16 protein-coding genes are annotated in these 20580 nt (G+C 50.0%); 9 read left to right on the top strand and 7 right to left on the bottom strand.

The features are described from left to right. Nucleotides 1-34: 34 nt before the first annotated feature. On the bottom strand, nt 35-1558 hold the full coding sequence (gene gndA, locus NDA01_RS12570) for an NADP-dependent phosphogluconate dehydrogenase (protein ID WP_348228200.1): 1524 nt from the start codon (nt 1556-1558) through the stop codon (nt 35-37). A 348-nt stretch (nt 1559-1906) separates the two neighbouring features. Between gndA and NDA01_RS12565 the strand changes: the two genes are divergently transcribed. From NDA01_RS12565 to NDA01_RS12555, 3 genes are all read left to right on the top strand, one after another. After that, nucleotides 1907-3280 (top strand): Ycf66 family protein, encoded by a 1374-nt coding sequence (locus NDA01_RS12565; RefSeq protein WP_348228199.1) that lies wholly within the window; start codon nt 1907-1909, stop codon nt 3278-3280. A gap of 76 nt (nt 3281-3356) precedes the next feature. Beyond that, nucleotides 3357-6242, top strand: a complete 2886-nt coding sequence (gene ileS, locus NDA01_RS12560) for an isoleucine--tRNA ligase (protein WP_348228198.1) — start codon at nt 3357-3359, stop codon at nt 6240-6242. A gap of 221 nt (nt 6243-6463) precedes the next feature. After that, nucleotides 6464-6910 carry a VOC family protein gene (locus tag NDA01_RS12555; RefSeq protein WP_190432965.1) on the top strand — a complete coding sequence of 149 codons (447 nt, stop codon included), beginning with the start codon at nt 6464-6466 and terminating at the stop codon, nt 6908-6910. A 111-nt stretch (nt 6911-7021) separates the two neighbouring features. Here NDA01_RS12555 and NDA01_RS12550 read toward each other — a convergent pair whose 3' ends face one another. Continuing rightward, nucleotides 7022-7960 carry a ParA family protein gene (locus NDA01_RS12550; protein WP_348228197.1) on the bottom strand — a complete coding sequence of 313 codons (939 nt, stop codon included), beginning with the start codon at nt 7958-7960 and terminating at the stop codon, nt 7022-7024. A 319-nt stretch (nt 7961-8279) separates the two neighbouring features. Between NDA01_RS12550 and NDA01_RS12545 the strand changes: the two genes are divergently transcribed. From NDA01_RS12545 to NDA01_RS12535, 3 genes are all read left to right on the top strand, one after another. After that, a complete protein-coding gene (locus NDA01_RS12545; protein ID WP_348228196.1) occupies nt 8280-8708 on the top strand; it encodes an HHL1-like protein in 429 nt (142 codons plus the stop codon). Between the two features lie 241 nt (nt 8709-8949). Further along, nucleotides 8950-10284, top strand: coding sequence for an AAA family ATPase (locus NDA01_RS12540; protein WP_348228195.1), 1335 nt, complete (start codon nt 8950-8952; stop codon nt 10282-10284). Then, on the top strand, nt 10284-11012 hold the full coding sequence (locus NDA01_RS12535) for a ParB/Srx family N-terminal domain-containing protein (RefSeq protein ID WP_348228194.1): 729 nt from the start codon (nt 10284-10286) through the stop codon (nt 11010-11012). Before NDA01_RS12540 ends, NDA01_RS12535 begins: the two co-directional genes overlap by 1 nt. Before the next feature lie 79 nt (nt 11013-11091). On the opposite strand, the gene NDA01_RS12530 is transcribed toward NDA01_RS12535, so the two are convergent. After that, on the bottom strand, nt 11092-12087 hold the full coding sequence (locus NDA01_RS12530; protein ID WP_348228193.1) for a glycosyltransferase family 2 protein: 996 nt from the start codon (nt 12085-12087) through the stop codon (nt 11092-11094). Between the two features lie 215 nt (nt 12088-12302). Here NDA01_RS12530 and NDA01_RS12525 point away from each other — a divergent pair, with 215 nt between their 5' ends. The 3 genes from NDA01_RS12525 (at nt 12303) to NDA01_RS12515 (ending at nt 17250) form a co-directional block, all read left to right on the top strand. Next, nucleotides 12303-13265, top strand: a complete 963-nt coding sequence (locus NDA01_RS12525; RefSeq protein ID WP_348228192.1) for a glycosyltransferase family 2 protein — start codon at nt 12303-12305, stop codon at nt 13263-13265. A gap of 17 nt (nt 13266-13282) precedes the next feature. After that, a complete protein-coding gene (locus NDA01_RS12520; protein WP_348228191.1) occupies nt 13283-14500 on the top strand; it encodes a glycosyltransferase family 4 protein in 1218 nt (405 codons plus the stop codon). A gap of 287 nt (nt 14501-14787) precedes the next feature. After that, the gene (locus NDA01_RS12515; protein WP_348228190.1) at nt 14788-17250 is read left to right on the top strand and encodes a tetratricopeptide repeat protein; all 2463 of its coding nucleotides are present in this window, start codon (nt 14788-14790) and stop codon (nt 17248-17250) included. A 9-nt stretch (nt 17251-17259) separates the two neighbouring features. Here the strand turns inward: NDA01_RS12515 and NDA01_RS12510 are convergent, their stop codons facing one another. From NDA01_RS12510 to NDA01_RS12495, 4 genes are all read right to left on the bottom strand, one after another. Further along, complete coding sequence (locus NDA01_RS12510) at nt 17260-17754, bottom strand: hypothetical protein (RefSeq protein ID WP_348228189.1); 495 nt, start codon at nt 17752-17754, stop codon at nt 17260-17262. Nucleotides 17755-17843: 89 nt separating this feature from the next. Continuing rightward, complete coding sequence (locus NDA01_RS12505; protein ID WP_348228188.1) at nt 17844-18638, bottom strand: hypothetical protein; 795 nt, start codon at nt 18636-18638, stop codon at nt 17844-17846. Nucleotides 18639-18758: 120 nt separating this feature from the next. Continuing rightward, entirely contained in the window at nt 18759-19808 is a 1050-nt protein-coding gene (locus NDA01_RS12500) for a fatty acid desaturase (protein ID WP_348228187.1), read from the bottom strand. A 432-nt stretch (nt 19809-20240) separates the two neighbouring features. Continuing rightward, entirely contained in the window at nt 20241-20510 is a 270-nt protein-coding gene (locus NDA01_RS12495) for a hypothetical protein (protein WP_348228186.1), read from the bottom strand. Nucleotides 20511-20580 lie beyond the last annotated feature (70 nt).

Raw genomic sequence — 20580 nt, 5'->3', positions numbered from 1 at the left:
AGGATTGAGAGGAGGAGCCAAACTTTGAGGCTGGTTAGCGCTGCGTTTGAGCTTCCTGAGTTTTCACCTCTTCCGGTGCCACAGTTCCTGGCTCTTTACCATCTAGAGGAACTTCAGGCGTGGAAGTCTGGGTAGATTCCTGAGCCGCTGGGGTCCAATCCGTGTGGAAGACTCCTGGCTTGTCTACTCGCAGGTAGGTATGGGCACCGAAGTAATCGCGCTGGGCCTGAGTTAGGTTCTGAGGCAAGCGATCGCGACGGTAGCTGTCGAAATAGTCAAGCGAAGCACTAAAAGCGGGCACAGGAATCCCCAATTTAGCGGCTTGAATCACCACTTCCCGCCAAGCGTCTTGTCGATCCAGAATCGTTTGCTTAAACTCTGGAGCTAGCAGCAAATTGGGTAAGGTGGGGTTTTCATCAAAGGCTTGCTTAATCTTATTCAAGAAGCGAGCTCGAATGATGCAACCGCCTTTCCAAATCCGAGCAATTTCGCCTAAGTTCAGACCGTAGTTGAAATCTCTAGAGGCAACGCTCAACAACTCCATGCCCTGAGCGTAGGAGCAGATTTTGGAGCAGTACAAAGCATCCCGGATTTTGCCGATGAAGGTTTTGGTATCACCTTCATACTTACCCGTTGGCCCTGTCAGTACCTTAGAAGCAGCGACCCGCTCTGCTTTTTGAGAAGAGGTAATCCGGGCATTCACGGCAGCAATCATGGTGGGGATGGAAACACCTAGCTCTAACGCACTGGCAACCGTCCAACGCCCCGTCCCCTTCTGGGCAGCAGCATCTAGAACCACATCGACTAGGGCATTGCCTGTATCGGGATCAATTTTCTTGAAGATGTCGGCTGTGATTTCAATTAGATAAGAATCAAGTTCTTCGGTGGTATTCCACTCAGCAAACACTTCATGCAGCTGGGTGTGGTTTAAGCCTAAAGTGTTTTTCAGCAAGTCATAGGCTTCGGCAATCAACTGCATATCGCCGTACTCAATGCCGTTGTGCACCATTTTGACGTAGTGCCCTGCCCCACCAGGCCCAATGTAGGTCACGCAAGGACCATCATCCACTTGGGCCGCGATCTTGGTCCAGATGGGAGCGAGTTCATCATAGGCAGCTTTAGAGCTACCTGGCATCAAGCTGGGGCCATTCAGGGCTCCTTCTTCGCCGCCACTGACTCCCATGCCGACAAAATGGAGTCCGGAAGGTTCTAACTCCTTAGTGCGCCGCTCCGTATCTTCATAGAGAGAGTTGCCACCATCAATAATGATGTCACCAGGCTCTAACAGGGGTCTCAGCTGATTAATCACAGCGTCAACCGGAGCCCCCGCTTTCACCATAATTAAAATTTTTCGGGGCCGTTCTAGGGAAGCTACAAAGTCTTCAATGGAGTAGGCAGCTTTAACTTGCTTACCTTGCGCCCGCTGTGCCATGAAGACATCGGTTTTGTCTGGGGTTCGGTTATAAACGGCAATCGGAAAACCATTACGTTCAACGTTCAGGGCTAGGTTCTCACCCATAACCGCTAAACCAATGAGACCAAAGCTCTGCTGGGTCATAACACTTTTTACCAACTCTGCATGTATCAGGGCCTGTGATTCCCCTTCAGGGTAGCCCGATCCCCTTAGGTTGTACTGGAAGAAGAAATTAAGAGCCTCCGCAAAAGGCTGGAAAAATGAGGATTTAAGTCTGTCTAGGGAAAGAAATTCAGAGAGATTATCCCTAAAAAGCATTCATGAAGCTGAGGCGATCGCTACAAATTGTTACGCCAACGCGATCGCTTCGCCACCTTTACAGCCATAACTCCAAGGCAATTCAGCGTTCCTAACAATTCAACATGTCAGAGACAATAGACATTAAGGCAGTAGATTGAATGAGTAGTCGTCAGATGCAGTAGGGAGTGCACGATGCTTGCATACATCCTGGCATTGGCTGTCGCGCTTGGCAGCTTTGCTCTATATATGGCCGCTTTCTTCTTTCCAGAAGTTCATCGCAAAAGCGATTTTATTTGGAGCGGTATTGCTCTGTTTTATGCCCTAGTGCTATGGGTCTGTGCGGGACGGATCACCGGGGGTGTCCTACTGGGTCAGACGGCAAGCGTCGCCCTCCTCGGTTGGTTTGGTTGGCAAACCCTGAAAATGCGCTGGGATCTCGCCCCAGCTGAACAAAAAACTCAACTGCCTGCCCAGGCAACACCAGCCGCCCTGCGAGGCACCACTCAGCAAGTTCGAGACAAGCTGATTGGCTTCTCTTCCTCCGAAAACGTGACCCAACTCAAGGACCAAGCCAGCCGTCTCTTCAATAGCGTGAAAGAGCGATCGCAGGGAGGTGCGGGCGCAGGCCAGTCACCCAGTTCAACCAGTGCATCTGCTAGTTCGGGGACTACGGTACCCACTGAAGTAGTAGGTTCCGGCACCAGTGGCAGTCAACCAACTTCTACCGCTAAAGCAACCTCTAACCCTTTAGCTTCTGTGTCAGGACTGGTTGACACGGTGAAGGGTGCGATCGCCAAGATTGGTCAGAAGAAACCCAGCCGCCCCATGATCGAGCTAAATCATCCGCCTAAGTCGGGTCCTGGAGCAGACACAGAGGTGAGCGATGAGCTTGAGGACGACATGGCTGACCCCACTGCCGCAGCTGCAACGCCAACGCCAGTTAGCTCACCTACCTCACCTACCTCATTGAGTGACGACGAGCCGACTTTACTGCTAGAGTCACCCAGCCAAGCCGTTGCCGAAACACCAACTGCGACGACCAATGCCGAACTGCTAAGCGTTGACGAAGAAGAGGCACTGCTCAACAACGCCGCCGAAGTAGCTCCAGAAGCGCTAGATGACGTAGTGGTACCCACTGGCTTTACCCCTTCTGGTGATGTATCCGCATCGATCCCCGAAGATGAAGCCACTCCAGAAGCAGTGGAGCAGGCAGCTACAGGCCTTGAAGTGGTAGAGAACCCGCTTGGTGATCCCTTTGTGCCTGCCGAAGCCATCCCAGTAGATGCAGCCGAAGTTGACTTAGCTCCACCTGCTGAACCGATTGGCCCCGGCGATCCAATTGAGCGTCAGCAAGAAGACATCGATCTCAATACTCCGCCGATTGAACCTGCAACATTTACGCTGGTTGAGCCGGAAGCGGTAGAGGAAGCGATCGCGGCGTCCGAAGCGACATCGGAGGACACCCCAGAGCTAAAGCGGCCCAACCCACCCAACCCATTTTTGGTAGAACAGGCCCAGCCTCACGACCCTGAAAATTCAGAGTCATCTGAAAATCCTGAAAACTAAACTTGAAGCATAGGGAGCTTGTCAAGGATAATGGTCGAAGCAAGACTTGACCTTTATCCTTCGTTGGCTTCCGACTGTGACAGAATCAGGAACTTATAAAAACACCGTCAATCTGCCCAAAACCAACTTTGACATGCGCGCCAATGCTGTCAAACGCGAACCAGAGCTGCAACAGTTTTGGGCAGAGCACCAGATTTATGAGCACCTGTCGCAGAACAATCCAGGTGAGCTGTTTATTCTGCATGATGGGCCTCCCTACGCCAATGGTTCGCTGCACATTGGCCACGCCCTCAACAAGATTCTGAAGGATATTATCAATAAGTTTCACCTGCTTCAGGGGCGCAGAGTTCGCTACGTTCCCGGTTGGGATTGTCATGGTTTGCCGATTGAGCTGAAAGTTCTGCAAAACATGAAACCTGACGAGCGGCAAAAGCTGACTCCCTTAGATCTGCGCCACAAAGCCAGAGACTTTGCGATCGCCACCGTGGACGACCAGCGCCAATCCTTCAAGCGCTATGGCATCTGGGGCGATTGGGAGCATCCGTATTTGACCCTCACCCCTGCTTATGAAGCGGCTCAGATTGGTGTGTTTGGGCAAATGGTGTTGAAAGGTCATATTTATCGTGGTCGCAAGCCTGTCTACTGGAGTCCCAGCTCTAAAACAGCGTTAGCAGAAGCAGAACTGGAGTATCCCGAAGGCCACACCTCTCGCAGCTTATACGCCGCCTTCCCCATGACTGGGTTGTCTGACACCGCTCAGGAAGCTTTTGGCCCCTATTTGCCAGATTTGAAAGTGGCAATCTGGACCACAACTCCTTGGACGATCCCCGCCAACATGGCTGTCAGCGTCAACCCAAAGCTAAACTACGCGGTGGTAGAAGTCGGAGCTAGCGATCGCCTCCCTGACACGAAATACCTGATCGTCGCCGCCGAATTGGTAGAGCGACTTTCAGAAGTTCTAGGCACCACCCTCACTATTAAAGCCACGCTCAAAGGCCAAGCTCTAGAGCATTCTACCTATCGCCATCCCTTGTTCGATCGCGAAAGCCCGATTGTCGTGGGTGGCGACTACGTCACAACTGAATCTGGTACAGGTCTGGTTCACACCGCCCCCGGTCACGGTCAAGATGACTATCAAGTGGGCTTGCGCTATGGCCTACCCGTCTTCGCGCCAGTAGACGACAACGGCGACTTCACCGAGGAAGCAGGCCCATTTGCAGGCTTAAACGTCCTCGGCCCTGGCAACCAAGCCGTGATTGATGCTTTGCAAGCGGCAAACTCTCTCCTGAAAGAAGAACCCTACGTTCACAAGTACCCCTACGACTGGCGCACTAAAAAGCCAACCATCTTCCGGGCCACCGAGCAGTGGTTTGCCTCGGTGTCTGGGTTCCGGGAAGCAGCCCTAGAAGCGATCGCCTCTGTCCAGTGGATTCCCGCCCAAGGCGAAAACCGTATCACCTCCATGGTGGCTGAGCGATCGGACTGGTGCATCTCCCGTCAACGGAATTGGGGCGTGCCGATCCCCGTGTTCTACGACGAAGCCACCAGAGAACCTTTGCTCACCGAAGAAACGATCGCCCACGTCCAAGCCATCTTTGCCGAGAAAGGCTCTGATGCTTGGTGGGAACTCCCGGTCGAGGAATTGTTGCCAGAAACCTACCGCAACAATGGCCGCAGCTATCGCAAAGGCACCGACACAATGGACGTCTGGTTCGACTCTGGTTCTTCTTGGGCCGCAGTCGCAAAACAACGCCAGGAACTGTGCTACCCCGCCAACATGTATCTAGAAGGCTCTGACCAGCACCGGGGTTGGTTCCAGTCCAGCTTGCTCACCAGCGTCGCCGCCAATGGCGTTGCTCCCTACAACACCGTCTTGACCCACGGATTTGTCTTAGACGAGCAAGGTCGCAAGATGAGTAAGTCAATGGGCAACGTCGTAGACCCGATGATCGTGATCAACGGCGGCAAGAACCAAAAAGAGGAACCTCCCTACGGTTCCGATGTGCTGCGCCTGTGGGTATCGTCCGTGGATTACTCCTCCGACGTGCTGATTGGCAAAAACATCCTGAAGCAAATGTCGGATGTGTATCGCAAGATCCGCAACACTGCCCGCTTCTTGATCGGCAACTTGCACGACTTCGACCCCACCAAAGACTCGGTGGCTTACGAAGACTTGCCCGAACTCGATCGCTACATGCTGCACCGCTCCAGCGAAGTTTTCAACGAAATCACTGAAGCCTTCAAGAGCTTCCAGTTTTTCCGCTTCTTCCAGACGGTGCAAAACTTCTGCGTCATCGATTTGTCCAACTTCTACCTGGACATCGCCAAAGACCGCCTCTACATCAGCGCTCCGGATGCCCTCCGTCGTCGCAGTTGCCAAACCGTATTGCGGATCATCTTGGAAAATCTCGCTAGAGCGATCGCGCCCGTACTCTCCCACATGGCCGAAGACATCTGGCAATTCCTGCCCTATCCCACCCCATACAAGTCGGTGTTCGAGGCGGGTTGGGTTCACCTCGAAGGTCGTTGGGAAGTGGAAGCCTTGGCTAAATCCTGGCCTGCCCTGCGGCAAATTCGCGCTGAAGTTAACCGAGTACTAGAAAAAGCCCGCGCCGAAAAAATGGTCGGCTCCTCCTTAGAAGCCAAGCTGCTGCTCTACGTACCTGACTTAGAGCTACGCCAACAGCTCCAAACCATGAACCCAGCCACCAGCCTCAACGGCAACGGTGTAGACGAACTGCGCTACCTGTTCATCGTCTCCCAGGTAGAACTGCTCGACTCCCCTGCCGCTCTCGAAGGCTTGCAGTACAGCTCTCAGTCTGATGCGCTCGGCATTGGTGTGGTGAAAGCCGACGGCGAAAAATGCGATCGCTGCTGGAACTACTCCACCCACGTTGGCGAATCAGCAGCCCATTCCCTACTCTGCGAACGCTGCGAACCCGCCCTAGAAGGTCAATTTTAGATTGACCTAACCCCCTAGCCCCCTTCCCTTGCAGGGAAGGGGGAACTGAGCCACGATAAAAACTGTAGATGCTTCCTTCTTACTCCCCTCTCCTATGAGGCGAGGGGCTGGGGGAGAGGTTCTTTATTTGCGATCGCCCATAGTTCTATCTCCCAGAAGATAACGTCTGGCAGGCTTGCACGCCATAGTGGTGAAGTAAAGCCTCAAGATCTGAACTAAAAATGACTGATATTGGATTCACCCATGTGGCCTTGCCCGTCACCAACTTGGACGCCAGCATTGCCTTTTATGGCAAATACGCCAACATGGAAGCGGTGCATCGGCGCACTGACCCCAAAACCGGGGAGAACGTAGCTTGGCTCACCGACCACACGCGGCCCTTTGTGATTGTGTTGCTACAAGAACCCAACGTTGAGCACAAACTTTTACCGCCTGCTCACCTAGGAGTCGCCTGCGAAAGTCGCGAAGTCGTCGATCGCCTCTGTGACCAAGCCAGAGAAGAAGGTTGCCTCAACAACGGCCCCGCTGATGCAGGCCCCCCAATTGGCTACTGGGCCTTTGTCACCGATCCAGATGGCCATATTCTAGAACTTACCTATGGGCAAGAAGTCGCCCTGCGCGTGCAAGAAACCGCCAAAGAAAAGCAACCCGCCGAGAGTTCGGTGTAGCTGATTGCTGCGCTTGGTATTTCAGGGCTTAGCATTTGGAGTGGCAATTTCTGATGCTGATAGATTCATCTTGGCTCAAATGCTAAGCCCCTAAAATCTTCTCTCCAGGATTTACTCCATGTCGGCCAGGGCAAACTTGCTGGGCTTCTGGTCCAAGCGGGCCGCAACCGTGAGTTTTTGTAGAAATTCTTGGGCCAGTCCCGCAAAAGCTTTAGCACCCGATGAACTAGGATTGCTGAGCACCACAGGGGTAAATGAATCGACGGCCTTAGAGACATTCACATCTACAGGAATCCGAGTCTTAAAGATTTTGGCTTCGCTGTAGTCTTCGTTCACCCGCTTCATGACTTGGCTGTAATAGCGACTCGTGAGTATATTGCCAGAGAGCATAAAAGTGATGCCCAGTAGCTGAATTTGGACTGGCGCACCTTCCTTATGGGTTTCTCGCAGTTTGGCGAGGCGTCGTTCCAGAAGTTGAATCCCGATTAGAGAGAGGGGTTCGGGTTTGGCAGGCAGAACGTAGAAATCACTGGCTAAGAGAGCGCTGCGAGTCAAAAGGTTGTAGCCAGGGGCGCAGTCGAGAATGATGAAATCGTAGTCTTTCAGAACAGGTTGCAGAATACTTGAAATAAGCCCTTTTTCAAAGTTATTCCAAACTTGTTCAAAGTTTTTGTTGCTGTCTTTTGTGGCTTTTTCAAACAGCATTTCAGAAACTAAGAATTCATCATATAAATCGATGTCCCCAGGCAACAAATCCAACCCTTTGACATTACACATGTAGGCTTGGACAGCTTCGGGGACGAGATTAGGCAGTTGTTTGTCGCTATAAATGGCGCGATGTACTAGGTGTCGCAGGGTGCGCTTATTGTTGCGAAGCTTGGCAAAATCGCCGGGAGCCATGAGGCTGAGGGTGGCGCTGATTTGGGTGTCAAGATCGACAATTAAAACTCGCTTGCCATGATTTTTGGCCAGGGCAGTGGCTAAGTTGATGGTGAGGGTCGTTTTGCCAACGCCACCTTTCATGTTTGCAGTTGCGATGATAAATCCCATTCGTTGCGTCCTCTCAAGGGTCATGCATGGCCGAGCCAGGGTGGGCTAGGGGGTTAGGCACCTACGACATAACATGCAGTCCAGATCATAAGCGCAGTGGTACCAAACTTTAAACTTTACTCAGGGGAATCTTTGCTAGTTGCGATCGCTACTCTGACCCTTAAGAATACTCGATCGCTGCCGATTTTCACCTGATTATGAAGTCCCTAGAAACAGCATCTTAGCGTAATGGGGATCGGGTAGATATCCGCACTCTCGCTAGTTCTCTCATTTCTGAAAATACTGTAAACTTTCCTTAAGAGAGCAAGGAGCGATCGCTGTGACGAGTGGTGGATTTGGTAAGGCGAAAACCCCAAAAAAATCTGTTTCTAAGAAGGCAGTCAAGCGGACTGAAGCCTCGAAGCAGTACGACAAAATGAAGACTGATGGGGTGCCTGAGTTCAATATCTATATGCGAATTCAGAACAAAAAGCAGTGGTACCCAGTCGGCTCAATTGCCGTGAAGCGCAGCAGCCAAATTAATATGGCGATCTACGATAGCGAAAAAGATCTGCGCGAAGGTGCATTCCGCCTGTTTCCGATCCTCCGCAAGAATCAAGCCAATTTAGAATACGGCTATCGATTGAAGGAATTTAGCGACGAACCGATCCAAATTGCCGTGAAGCCTGAGCAAGCTGTTGCTAATGCGTTCCAATCGGCGATCGCCAACGTCAAAGACCGCTTCACCTCTCTCTTCAAGCGCAGTTAAATAGTCTTCTAGAATTAACTGTTTGTTCTAATTTAAGGATCAAAATTTTGCTCTAGGGCAAGTAGCACCTTTTTACTAACTAGCTTTAGTCATAGTAAAAAGCTTGTTTACTTGCCCTAAATGCTATTTAAATTTATTGAATATTTGCAACGCCACTCTACTAAAGACGATTGACCTTGAGCCAAAATCGGGAACTATAAGGCTGTTTCTGATCTAGCTGTATCTCAGGGGAAAATTTAACTTGGATTTCAATCCTGAGCTTTGCCGTAACGAAAGTGAGGTTGAAAGCAAGCTCATCGTTCAATATTTGCTGCCTCAACTGGGCTACACACCGGATAGCTGGTATCAAGAAGTTGCGGTCGGTAGTATTCGTCTAGATTTTTTAGCTTTTGCTGCCCAAGTCATTCCTTTTATGTTGGATGATAACTCACCATTAAGTGTGGTGATGGAAGCCAAAAGCCCCAACCAAAATCTGGACACGCATGTTCGAAAACTCAAGCGATATTTGGTTAGTTTGAACGTTCAGTATGGACTGCTAACCAATGGTAAAGAAATCAGGATTTTTGAGCGAGTTGGAAGTGACATCCAGCTAAGATTCAACTGTCTTGGTCGAGAAGTTGCCACCAAAATTGATAACATTAGAAGCCTTATTGGTAAAGATACTCTCAAGGCAAACCCCGCTTCGACAGAACAAGATCCCCCAAGGAAGTACCCCATGAAAACAATTGCGGTTTATCACAACAAAGGTGGTGTTGGCAAAACTACTGTTTCAGTAAACCTAGCAGCAGCTTTGAGAAAACAAGGCAAAAAAGTTTTATTAATTGATATAGACTCTCAAGCTAATACAACTTTCGCCGCAGGGTTAGTTAAGTTTCAATTTGAAGAGGATGATAATTTAAAGGATAACAACGTCTATCATTTACTTGAATCAGGAGATTTCAACTTTATTTCAGATGTTGTCAAAAAGACATCCTATTTTAATAACCCAGAGATTGATATCATTCCTTCTCATATCCGCTTAATAGATGGACAATACAAGTTAAATCAGATAGGAGCCAGTAAAACCAGGCTTATTACCAAATTAAAACGTGTGGAGAAAGAATATGATGTTGTAATCATTGACACTCCTCCGTCTAGAGATTTATATGCTGAAGTTGCTTTAATTGCAGCCGATTACCTGATCATTCCTTCTGATTTAAAGCCTTTTGCCAATCAAGGCTTACCAAGCGTACAAGAATTCATAAAACAAGTTAACGAGTATCGAGAAGTTATTGGGAAAAATCCTATTTCAATACTTGGTGTTCTTCCTTCTAAAATCTCTACACATGCTCAATTCATCAAGCATACTTTCCCAAAGCAAAGAAGTGCTGTTCAGGAACGATATGGCCTCTCGCTTATGGACAGTATCATTTTTGAAAGAACAGCTCTTTCACATTGTGTTAATCAAACTATCTTGATTGGAGATCTGGAAATTCCCGATCCCAAATCTATATTTGAGTTTGAAATTGACTCTCCATCTGCTCAAGAGTTTGAAGCACTAGCCCAAGAAGTTTTAGAAAAAGTGAGTATTGGTTAATGTTCAATTTTTCCTTGATAGATGTTAAAAGTATTAATTCGGATGTTCCGCGCTCTAGCTTCTCTGAAGCCAAACTTGATGGCCTAGCTCAAATCATCCTAGACTCTGGAGGCTTGGTAAAACCTCTAATCATAAAGATGACTTCTCCAGAAAAATATGTTGTTCTTGATGGTCATCTGGAGTACTACGCTGCTGTAAGGGCTCAAGAGAAGGATGCACGTAAAGGCGAAATGGTTAATGCATTTGTTATTTCACCCAAAAGTGAAAAGCTAATAGTAGAGCAGGCTCAAGCGTTAAAAGTAACCAATGGCTCAAAGAGTGAAACTGTTGCCCCTGACTCAACAGAGCTTGAGGCTCGCATAAATAGATTAGAGCAACGAATAACAGATCGCTTACAGGAATTAGATGAGAAACATAGTGAGACTACAAAATTAATCAATGAGAGGTTAAAGAAAATTGAGGAGGTTTCCCAGAAAAAAATTCGACCACTCGATGCTTTCAACAACCTGGAAGTAGTCGAATTATCGCGTAGACTAACTAGCACAGGAATATCCCAAAAAAGAGCTTCAGTGATCGCTGAAGCAGTTCTACAGGAGCGTAAAAACGGCCCTTTCAAAACCTTAATAGATATAAGCGTAAGAGTTAAAGAATTCAGAGGGAAAAAAGCGCAAAAAATGCTAGGTGAATCAACAATGCTAAATATCGTCGATATCTGGGAACAAGCTTAGCTTATAGGTAGTGATTTACTTTGCCAGATGGAAATTGAAGCGATCGCTACTAATCACCCACTTTTGCCAGCACCCAAATTTAGCTGGAAGCTTGTACTTGGCGCACCTGCTCTGCGTAGTCCTTCGCTCGCACTTGGCGGAATAAATTAAACGCGACTTGGCGCAAACTTTCTGGTAGGTACGAGAGCACCAAGCCTGCCTTAGCGCGGTTAGAAGTGCCCAAAACTTGATTCGCTTCTTGCAAAAGTTGACGGCCTTCCGCTGTGTCGCCTTTCTCAATTAACCTCAAAGCCAGATCTTGCTTCAAGCCTGCCGCTTTTTTGATCCGCTGCCGCTCCACATCACTCTCATCAAAGTGGTAGCTGTTGAGGCAGAACAGCTTGGCCCTCAAAAAGTGGATACTCTGTCGCAGGCTATTCTGGCCCCCGTGCATGCGGTATTCCATCAAATACTCTGGCAAAAAGTAGCCCTGCTTCCCCGCGATCGCCAACCGCACCAACAAATCAAAATCCTCACAGCCATCCGCTTCAAAGCGCATGAAATCTACTTCATCCAAGCAAGCTTTGCGAAACAGCGTTGAACCTACTTGTAAACTCTGGCGCACAAACGTTTCGTGAACCAAATTAGGAATCACCCCCGCTGGCAACTTGTCCTTGCCCCACTTCGCAGCATTGGCCAATGTCGCCGCTTCCTCTCGCTCTCCCGCTGGATTAATAATCCAGTGATTCGTGCAGACAAAATCCACATCCGGGTTAGCGTCCAACACAGCAACCGTTTTCTCTAAAAACTCTGGCGTTAGCGCATCATCGTCGTCAAACTTGATGAAATAGTCGCCGCAAGCCGCCTCAAAACCAGAGCGCATGTTCTTGCTGCGCTTAATATTGACGGGATGACGAATGTAGCGAATCCGCGAATCCTTCCACTGGCTCACCACCTCGAGGGTCGCATCGGTCGAGCCATCATCACAAATTAGCAACTCAAAATCTGTGTAAGTTTGATGAAGAACGCTATTAACCGCGTAGGGGAGCAGATTGGCTCGGTTATAAGTAGGAATGCAAATACTAACTTTAGGCATGAGTTGATTACTAGAAAATGCTGTGACTGGGAAAGCGCCCCTCAAAATGTCTTAAATTCGCATCCCTAGAGCATTAAAACTTGAGTGAAGATGCAGTTCCAAACCGGCACTTCGATATTGATGGTATCGCTCCGTTTAGAATCTGGATCGAGCCCGCTATATGAATTTCATAAAGATTAGGGACGGCTGTATAAAGATTTTAGAGAAATCAAGCGATGGATAGCCCTCAGCCAGATACCTTCTTGCCTCAGGTTTCCGTTGTCATTCCAATCTACAACGGCGAAACCGATTTACCTGAACTTTTGGCTTGCCTTCGGGCTCAGACCTACCCTAGAGGACGGGTGGAGTATCTCTTAGTCGATAATGCTAGCCAAGACCGCACGGCTGAAATTTTGCAGCAAGCCGCTGAGTCCGCCCAAGCAGAAGGGTGGAACCTGCACCATCTCACTGAAGCCAAGATTCAAAGCGCTTATGCCGCCCGCAATACGGCCATTCGAGCTGCGGTGGGAGAAATTTTTGTCTTTACCGACGCCGACTGCCGCCCCCAACCCAACTGGTTAGAACTGCTTGTGCCACCCTTGGCTGACCCCAGTATTGGGTTGGTTGTAGGTGAAATCGTTGCTCTTCCTGGCACAACCTTGCTAGAGCGCTACGCTGACAGCCGCAACCTCTTGAGCCAAAAAGATACTCTCGCTCACTCATTCTGTCCCTACGGCCAAACTGCCAACTTAGCCATTAGACGCCAAGCCTTGGAGCAAGTAGGATTATTTCGACCCTACATGACCACTGGGGGAGACGCTGACATTTGTTGGCGCATCCAGAAACAAACGGAATGGCAGCTACATTTTGCCGAAGAGGCGATCGTGCAACATCGTCATCGCGCTACCCTCAAAGACCTCAAAAGCCAGTGGCAACGCTATGGTCGCTCCAATCGTTACTTACACGAACTCTATGGCGTAGGCTTAACCCGCAAACACACCTGGCAGGAATCGGCCTATCTGCTTAGCCGCTGGTTCTTAAAGGAACTACCGATCCAAACAGGCAAAACGCTGCTTGGCAAAACTCCCGCGATCGAGCTGATCAGTACGCCCATTAGCGTCTATTGCGCCAGAGCCAGAACAGCGGGTCAGCAAGCTGCCAAGCTATCTGAGCAAGCCACAGAGATTGAATGGTTATAGTTTTTTCAACAACTCTTATGAAAATTCTCGTGCTCTCCTGTAATACGTTCCCCTATCCCCCTAGTCGAGGAGCAGCGGAGGGCAGGACTTTTAATTTATTGAAATATCTGCATCAGCGCCATGAAGTGACGCTAGTGACTGAGCGGCAACGCTGGACCTCCGATGAAGATGTGGAAGCGCTACGGCAATGGGTCAGCTACCTAATGGTGTTTCCTGGGGAGCAGTCTCAAGCCAAACCTGGCTTGCTGAGTAAAGTCGGTCGCTTTGTCGAGTCTGTCGCCAAAACCACACCTCCCAACGTTCTAAAACGGTATTCCCCAGAAGTGCAAGCTTGGGTAGACACGTTCGTCGCCGCTGGGAAATGTGACGCGATCGCCTGTGAGCACAGCGTCAATGAAGTTTATATTCGCCCAGAGTTTCGTCAATCTGTCCACACCGTCGTTGATGTGCATAGCTCGGTGTACGGTTGGGTGTTAAACCATCTAGAGCATGGGGCTTCGGAAAATCCACTGCGCGATCGCCTTTACCTGCCCTTGCTCTATCGCTACGAGAAACGCTATTGCGCCAAGTTTTCGAGTCTCATTGCCACTACGGAAGACGATCGCCAAAAACTAGCGGCCATTTCCCCAGGCTCTCCCATTACCGTCGTTTCTAACGGCGTGGACTTGGAGATGTTTCCTTATCGCCCCAGTGACCCAGGCGGCCAACGATTGGTGTTTGTCGGCGCGATGGATTCTTCCCACAACATTGATGCCGCTCGCTTCTTTGCCTTAGAGGTGTTTCCCCAAATCAGGCAGCGTTATCCAGAAGCCACCTTTAGCTTGGTGGGGGCGCGTCCCGTCGCGGAAGTTTTAGCCCTCAAAGATGAGCCTGGTGTGGTGGTCACGGGCAAAGTCCCCTCAATGGTGGACTACATGCACCAAGCGACAGTATGCGTCGTGCCCCTCCGCGTTGGTTTGGGAATTAAAACTAAAACCTTGGAGTCGATGGCAGCAGGCGCACCCATTGTGGCTAGCGATCGCGGCTTGGAAGGCTTAACTATAGATGGAGCCGATGCGCCTCTGCGGGCATTGCGAGCGAATTCTGTGGCTGAGTACGTCAACACGATTAGTCAGTTGTTTGAAAACCCTGACTTGCGGGCAGAGCTATCCCACAACGCGCGATCGATGATCGAAACCAATTACACTTGGGAGCGGGCGGGCCAACTTTACGAACAAGCCTTGTTAGAAGCTTAAATTCTGTAAATTTTGGCAAAAGTCTGAAATTCCTGCTGAACTATTGAGAATTAGGGGTACAGTTAGTTCCAACTTTGCTGAGTTGATGGCGCGATCGCTAGGCATTATGAGACCTAACCCCCAGCCCCTTCTTTCAAAGGGAAGGGGAGTTTGAGACTCCAACTCGCTTTCAAGAATTCATGGGTTGACCGGAAGAGGTCACTACACCTTGTATGGATCAGTACGCAGTCAGCTCAGCTGCAAACCTGCGATCGCCAAAGATTTTTGATTGCTAACTGAAAGCTGGAATGGGAACTAAACCGGATAAGACTGCGCTCCAACCCCAGAAGAAACCGAAGCTTTTGCCGCCGCGCAAGCCAGCAACTCCAAAGCTGCCTGCGAGTGCTGCCAACCCACCCAGAGTTCCGAGCCCTCCCCAGGCACCCGCTAAGGCTCAGGCTAACTCTTGGCTCTCGCTGCTGGGGGCACTGGCACTGTTATGCGGTGCGGCGGGGCTGACAGTTGGTGGAGCTTGGATAGCCATTCTACTGATTGTTGATCCCGATGCGATCGTGGGGTTAAATCAATATTTACCCACTTGGACTCGCATCCCGGTTGCCAACCAGGAAACTTTCCAAACCCTCTCAGAAATTCGTGCCAGCATTCGCCAATCAGGTCGGATTCCAGGTGAACCCATTTCTCTTGGTAATGAAGTCAAGGGAGCCAACAAAAGCGCAACTGCCACCGATCTTTTAATTCCGGTTTTGGCTCGACGCCCCCTCTGTCAAGCCACTAGCACTCTAGATTCAGCCAAGAATAACTGTGAGCAAATTGTTGAACTCCAGGTTTATCGACCCGTTGAGGATGCGCGGCGGCAGATTAAGCAAGAGCAGTCTTACTGGCTAGCTAGCCAAATTGCCGTAGCGGGGCCAGAAGAATCTTTTGCGATCGCTCCGCTGGTCGATGCCAACTCAGAGAACCAAGGGTCCGCGCGATCGCTCCCGCTCACCTCCATTCAGCGCTTTGAGGGCAAAGCCCCCACCTCAGGCGTATGGTTACTGCTGAGCGGCGAGTTGGTACGAGGCGACGACACTATTGCTTATGGCCGCGTGGCTCACTACAATCCTGACCGAGACTACCTAGGTTGGATGCTGGAGTGGACAAGTTCTACAGGACAAGCTCCTGCCTGGAAAGCAATTACTAGCGGAGCCACCCCAGAACTAGTAGTAGACCAAACCGTTGGCTTAGAGCCGCAATTTGAAGTTTATCAGGTCCAGCCACGGCAGTTTTTACCGGACCCGATTCAGCTAGAAGCTATTTCGCTCAGTGATCCAGCCCTTGATACAGAAACCTACGGCAAAATTATGACCTTAGCCCGGAGTGGCTTATGGTCTCCAGCTTTAGCCTGGTTCAAATCGCTCCGCCAAGCCAGTGAAGCCAATCCGGACCTGTGGTCCAACGCAGCCCAAGCCGAGATGGATTTTGTGCGACTGCATGCAGAAGCAACCCAAGCTCAAGCAGAAAAGTCTTGGGCGAGCCCTAGCCAACAAGTGCTCACGAATTTAATTGATGGTCGTTGGGCCAGAGCCTTATCCGTGTTTCAAGCGTCCGTGGATAACAGCCAGGAGGTCGCCTCTCTGTTGAAGGGAGATGCCGATCGCTTGTGGAATCGGGTCGAGGCAGCCCTCAAAGTTGACCCAATGCAAACAGATGCCAAAGCGTGGGGCGCTTTAATTGTTGGCGCTAAAAAAGACAAACCTGCGGCGATCGCTTGGTTAAAGAAACAACCCCAAACCAACCCAGCCGCGATCGCTCGGATTAGCAAACTCCTCGATCGCCTTGACCCCAACTTTTCCGATGTCATTCCCCCCAGCACCCACCTGAGCCAAGTTGTCGGTACGGCAGAAACACTTAAGCAAATCAACCCTGCGAATTGGTGGCAACTAAAGAACTCAAGTTTGAAGTTGGAGGCTGGGCAAACTTGGTACGAAGTGCAAGTGACGGCTTTTTACGATGGCAAGCGTTGGCAACGCTCTAACTTTTCTGACCTCAAGTTTTCCAAGGCTGATGGAGCCGAACCGTTGTGGAATTTGCTGGGCCTCACCACCGATCCACAACTACAGATTTTGGTCTGGACCGATGCGGGCCAACAAGACACTGTCTTCGCCACAGCCAAAGCCGTACAACTACAAGGCGGCACCATACGGATTTTGGCGGCTGGCGACCCCCTTCCCGCTCCTACGGCTGCACAACCCCTACCCCGTCCTTTGGCCCTGACGACTACGGCCTTGCAATGGACGACCCCCGCAGTGACTACCTTGGCAGATTTGAATCAACAGCAACCAAAGCTGGCCAATCCGATCCTGCAAGCACTAGCGACAGAACTACAACAAAGCAATCAATTACCCGCTGGAGTGACAGCAACCCCTGCGGGCCTACTCCAACAAAGCGAAATCGGTAGTTGGCAAGTGCAACAAATTGACTTAACTGGCAACCAGCAACTCGAAGCCGTGTTTACCCTCGCTCCAGAGACGCTTGCTACCTTGCAACTTGACCAGCCGGACTCCCAGAAACGTCCTGCTGGGCGATCGCGGACCTTGATTGTGTCAGATACGGGCGCTGTGCTCTATAACGAATTTGATGGAACGGCCCAACAGTCACTGTTAGCGATTGCAGAATTAGGCGATGGTGGCATCCCTGTCCTCGTCGTGGATGGATCTGCGGGCTACCGTCTGCAACGTTGGTCTAGCAAGAAACAGCAATTCGAGTAGGCCAACCGCTTAAGAGCGATTGGTAAGTCCTTGCAATCGCACCTTACAAGCTACATACAGCGGGAACTGGTGATGCTCTGCCACCAACCACGCCACCAAAATAAAGTGCAAGCAGAAAGTTAAGCTCGTCCACAGCAAAGGGACAGAGTTAGAAGGACTGTCATCAAGGGGCGGAAACATATAAGAAGCCAGCCCCACTAAAGCCGATGGCAAGACGACCAAAATCAGCCCGATCAACCAAATTAAAACAGTTTGGTCACCATCTACTTGGTGCAGACCTCGCCAAGCTTGCCCATTCCAGCGCCAAGCTAAGGGATGAGAGTTATCTACCACTTGAACCGATTGCTCGCGCAAGTTAGCCGTGAAAATATGGCGGCAAAAATTACAAGCAAACGCATCCATCAAGGTCATGCCGGCAATCTCACCATGACGGCAGATGGGGCAGGTATAAACCTCTTGATAACTCAAATTCCGGGAAATCGTTGACTGAGGCGATCGCTTCATAGCTACGCACACCTACCTAGAGACTGGGGTCAAGCAAAGCTCCTTCCCATTCTAGACATCAGAATTCGTTCTAGCCTCCGTCTCAGCGCTTAGAAGGCGCGAGCCACTGTATTGCCTGCACTACCTACAGATTTAACAATTTCAACGCCGTTTTGCTCTAGCACAACCAAAGGCTCTTCGCGGGTGCCCAACTCAATCCGCTTGACTAAAATGCCACCCGCTAAATACTCGCCTTCACTGACATAGCGGCTCGTGGACTCTGCTGGCACTTTGATAATGGCGCTTACCTTTTGGCCCACTTGCACCACACCAGTCACCTCGATCACATTCGCAACGCTGGTAGGCGGCAGAGGCATCACACCAGGGAACGGAGCAGGCGGAGGTAAGGGAACTGTAGTGAAATTAGGAGAGCTAGGCTGCAACTGTGGTAAAGGAGCCGCTGCAAAGACTGGGGCGGGAGCAGGCTGACTAGGAGCGGGTCTAACTGGAGCCGTTCTCACCACTCTCGGCACCGGAGCAACCTGAGGAATTGATCTTGTAGCAGTACTAGTACTAGTCACAGGTCCAGGCACGACAACTGGAGAGGTCACGACAGCCGCAAAGGGGTCACGACGACCTGAAGCGATTTGCGGCAATCGAGCAGTGGCATTAGTAGGCTGCACTAAACCTGGTACGGGAACCGTTTTGACCACGGGTACGGGTGGGACGACGGGCTTAGAAAAATTTTGTTGGGCGATCGGCTGAGTTTTAACAGTTTGAGTAGAGCTAGTCACAGCCGGAGAAGCGGGAGTGGGATTTTGCTGGGCCGTGCGATCGCCCCCAGCACAACCAACCAGGACCAGAGCCGTGGCCGTGAAACTTACCAGTTGCTGCAATCTGCTCATGCCCACTCCCTTACCAACATTGCTGAAATTCGTGCAATCTGATTACACAGAATAGCCTTAATTCTAGCGGCTGAAACTCCCGTTAGATAAAAAAACGTAAATTTCAGCCGCAAGTGATGCCTATTGGCCTTGACGATAGTCCGTAAACGAGCGGTAGCAAGCCTCAGGATGATACAAGTGGCATTGGTCTGTAATTTCTTTCATCAATGCCCAAGAGAAGTTGCACTCTTTGTATAAGCGATCGCCCCAGTTTTGCTGCAAGCTTTGGTAAGCCAGCCGTAAGTTGTACGAAGGAATTGCCGTGGAAATGTGGTGCGGCACATGCACGTTAATGTCATGGCACAAAGACTCCACCCAACCAGGGTAATTGCAATGCACCGTACCAGAAAGCTGAGAATCAGCCGCATTCCATTGGTCTTCAGGATAAAACGCAATATCTGGTGCGGTGTGATGCACTAAAGTGAACGTGCTCATCCAGAAATGGTAGACCAGCCAAGGCATCAGCCAGAACTTCACAAAGCCCCAAATGCCTGTTGTCACAATTAAAGTGGGGAAAGCGATCGCGGCAAAAATCAGCACAACCGCCACAGACAACTTAACCTTGGAGTGGTCCTTGGGTTGAAACTCCGCCAGAGTAAAGTGGATCCCCGCCCAATGCACGATCGAGCCGACCCACCAGAACCGTCCCCGCAGCCCCTCATAGCCGTTCTGAAGTGAGCGTGGCAAACTATCGTAATACTCTGTCTGGAACGGTTGCCAAGCGTTATCAATATCCAGCTTGTTGGTATGGGTGTGGTGGAAGTTATGGAGAATGCGCCAACTGTGGAAGGGATAAATCAGGGGCATCATGAACAAGTGACCCACCAAATCATTCACCCAACGGCGTTTGGCAAAAGAGCGATGGCCGCAGTCATGACCAATCACAAAAAAACCAGTTAGCGCGGTCCCTGTAAAAATCCAGAGCACAGGTAGAAGAAACCAAGGGGCAACCGCTAAACCCCAATAACCTAGAGCCACGACAGCGACGCTGAATAATGCAGCAGACCACGCCTTGCGGCTATTTTTTTGAAAACATTCTTTTGGTAAGGTCTTCAAAATATCTTTGAGACGTAGAGCTGAAGCAGGTGCATCAAACTCTAGGTTTTCAGGCTTTACTGTCGATACGGTCATAAAGAAATGAACTTTCTCCAATGAGCAGTGATATCTGGGTGCACAATTAAAAACCTGCTAATGCAAGGTAGCAGGTTCTGCTTTTCAAGTAGTTGCGTCAATTGATATGTAGAAAAACTTGGCAGCAAAAATGAGTGCTGCAAACCAAAGTGCCACTCTAGCTGCAAGCTCAGTAACCAGTCCTTTTTACCACAAGATTGAATTTAAGTATTAAGTTTTTTAGAGATAGGGCTAGAAATTTCTCATATTGGCTATCCGCAAGCCGCAGCGGCCCACACCATTGAGCATCACTCCGGTTCGTAGCGAGTTCGTAGCTGGCGATCGCAGAGCAAAATTATCTCACCCCATAGCACTCGCTGAGAAAAGAAAAGTTCCGTGTCCCTGCTCCCGACCTTGAAAGCAGGGATTAGCGGGTGAGGGGCTGACTGCCGCTTAGGGGCGATGAGTTAAAGCTAGTTCTGAGATCGAACGTTGCTGTTTTAAAGCTTGCAGTTGCTGAAGTAAAGCCTCTGCCTCTGCTTGCAAGGTTAGGACTCTAACTTGGTGATCAACTTGATAAGCAGATTTTTTCATGGATTCTATTAAACGATTTCTGGCTTCCGAGACGGCTGTGCTACTACTGGCAGGTTCACCGGGTTCTAGACCGCTGGGAGCACTAGATGAGCTGGATGCACTTGTCGAGATCAGTAGTTGACTAGTCATTTTTGCTTACTCACACCATTTGCTTATTTTACTGGATTAATGAACTAAGGTGAAGGAATGTATCGATATT

Origin of the sequence: Trichocoleus desertorum AS-A10 (genome assembly GCF_039962155.1) — a bacterium.
Taxonomy (GTDB): domain Bacteria; phylum Cyanobacteriota; class Cyanobacteriia; order FACHB-46; family FACHB-46; genus Trichocoleus.
The sequence above is the reverse complement of the archived record's forward strand: the minus strand, read 5'-3'. Positions and strand labels throughout refer to the sequence as shown.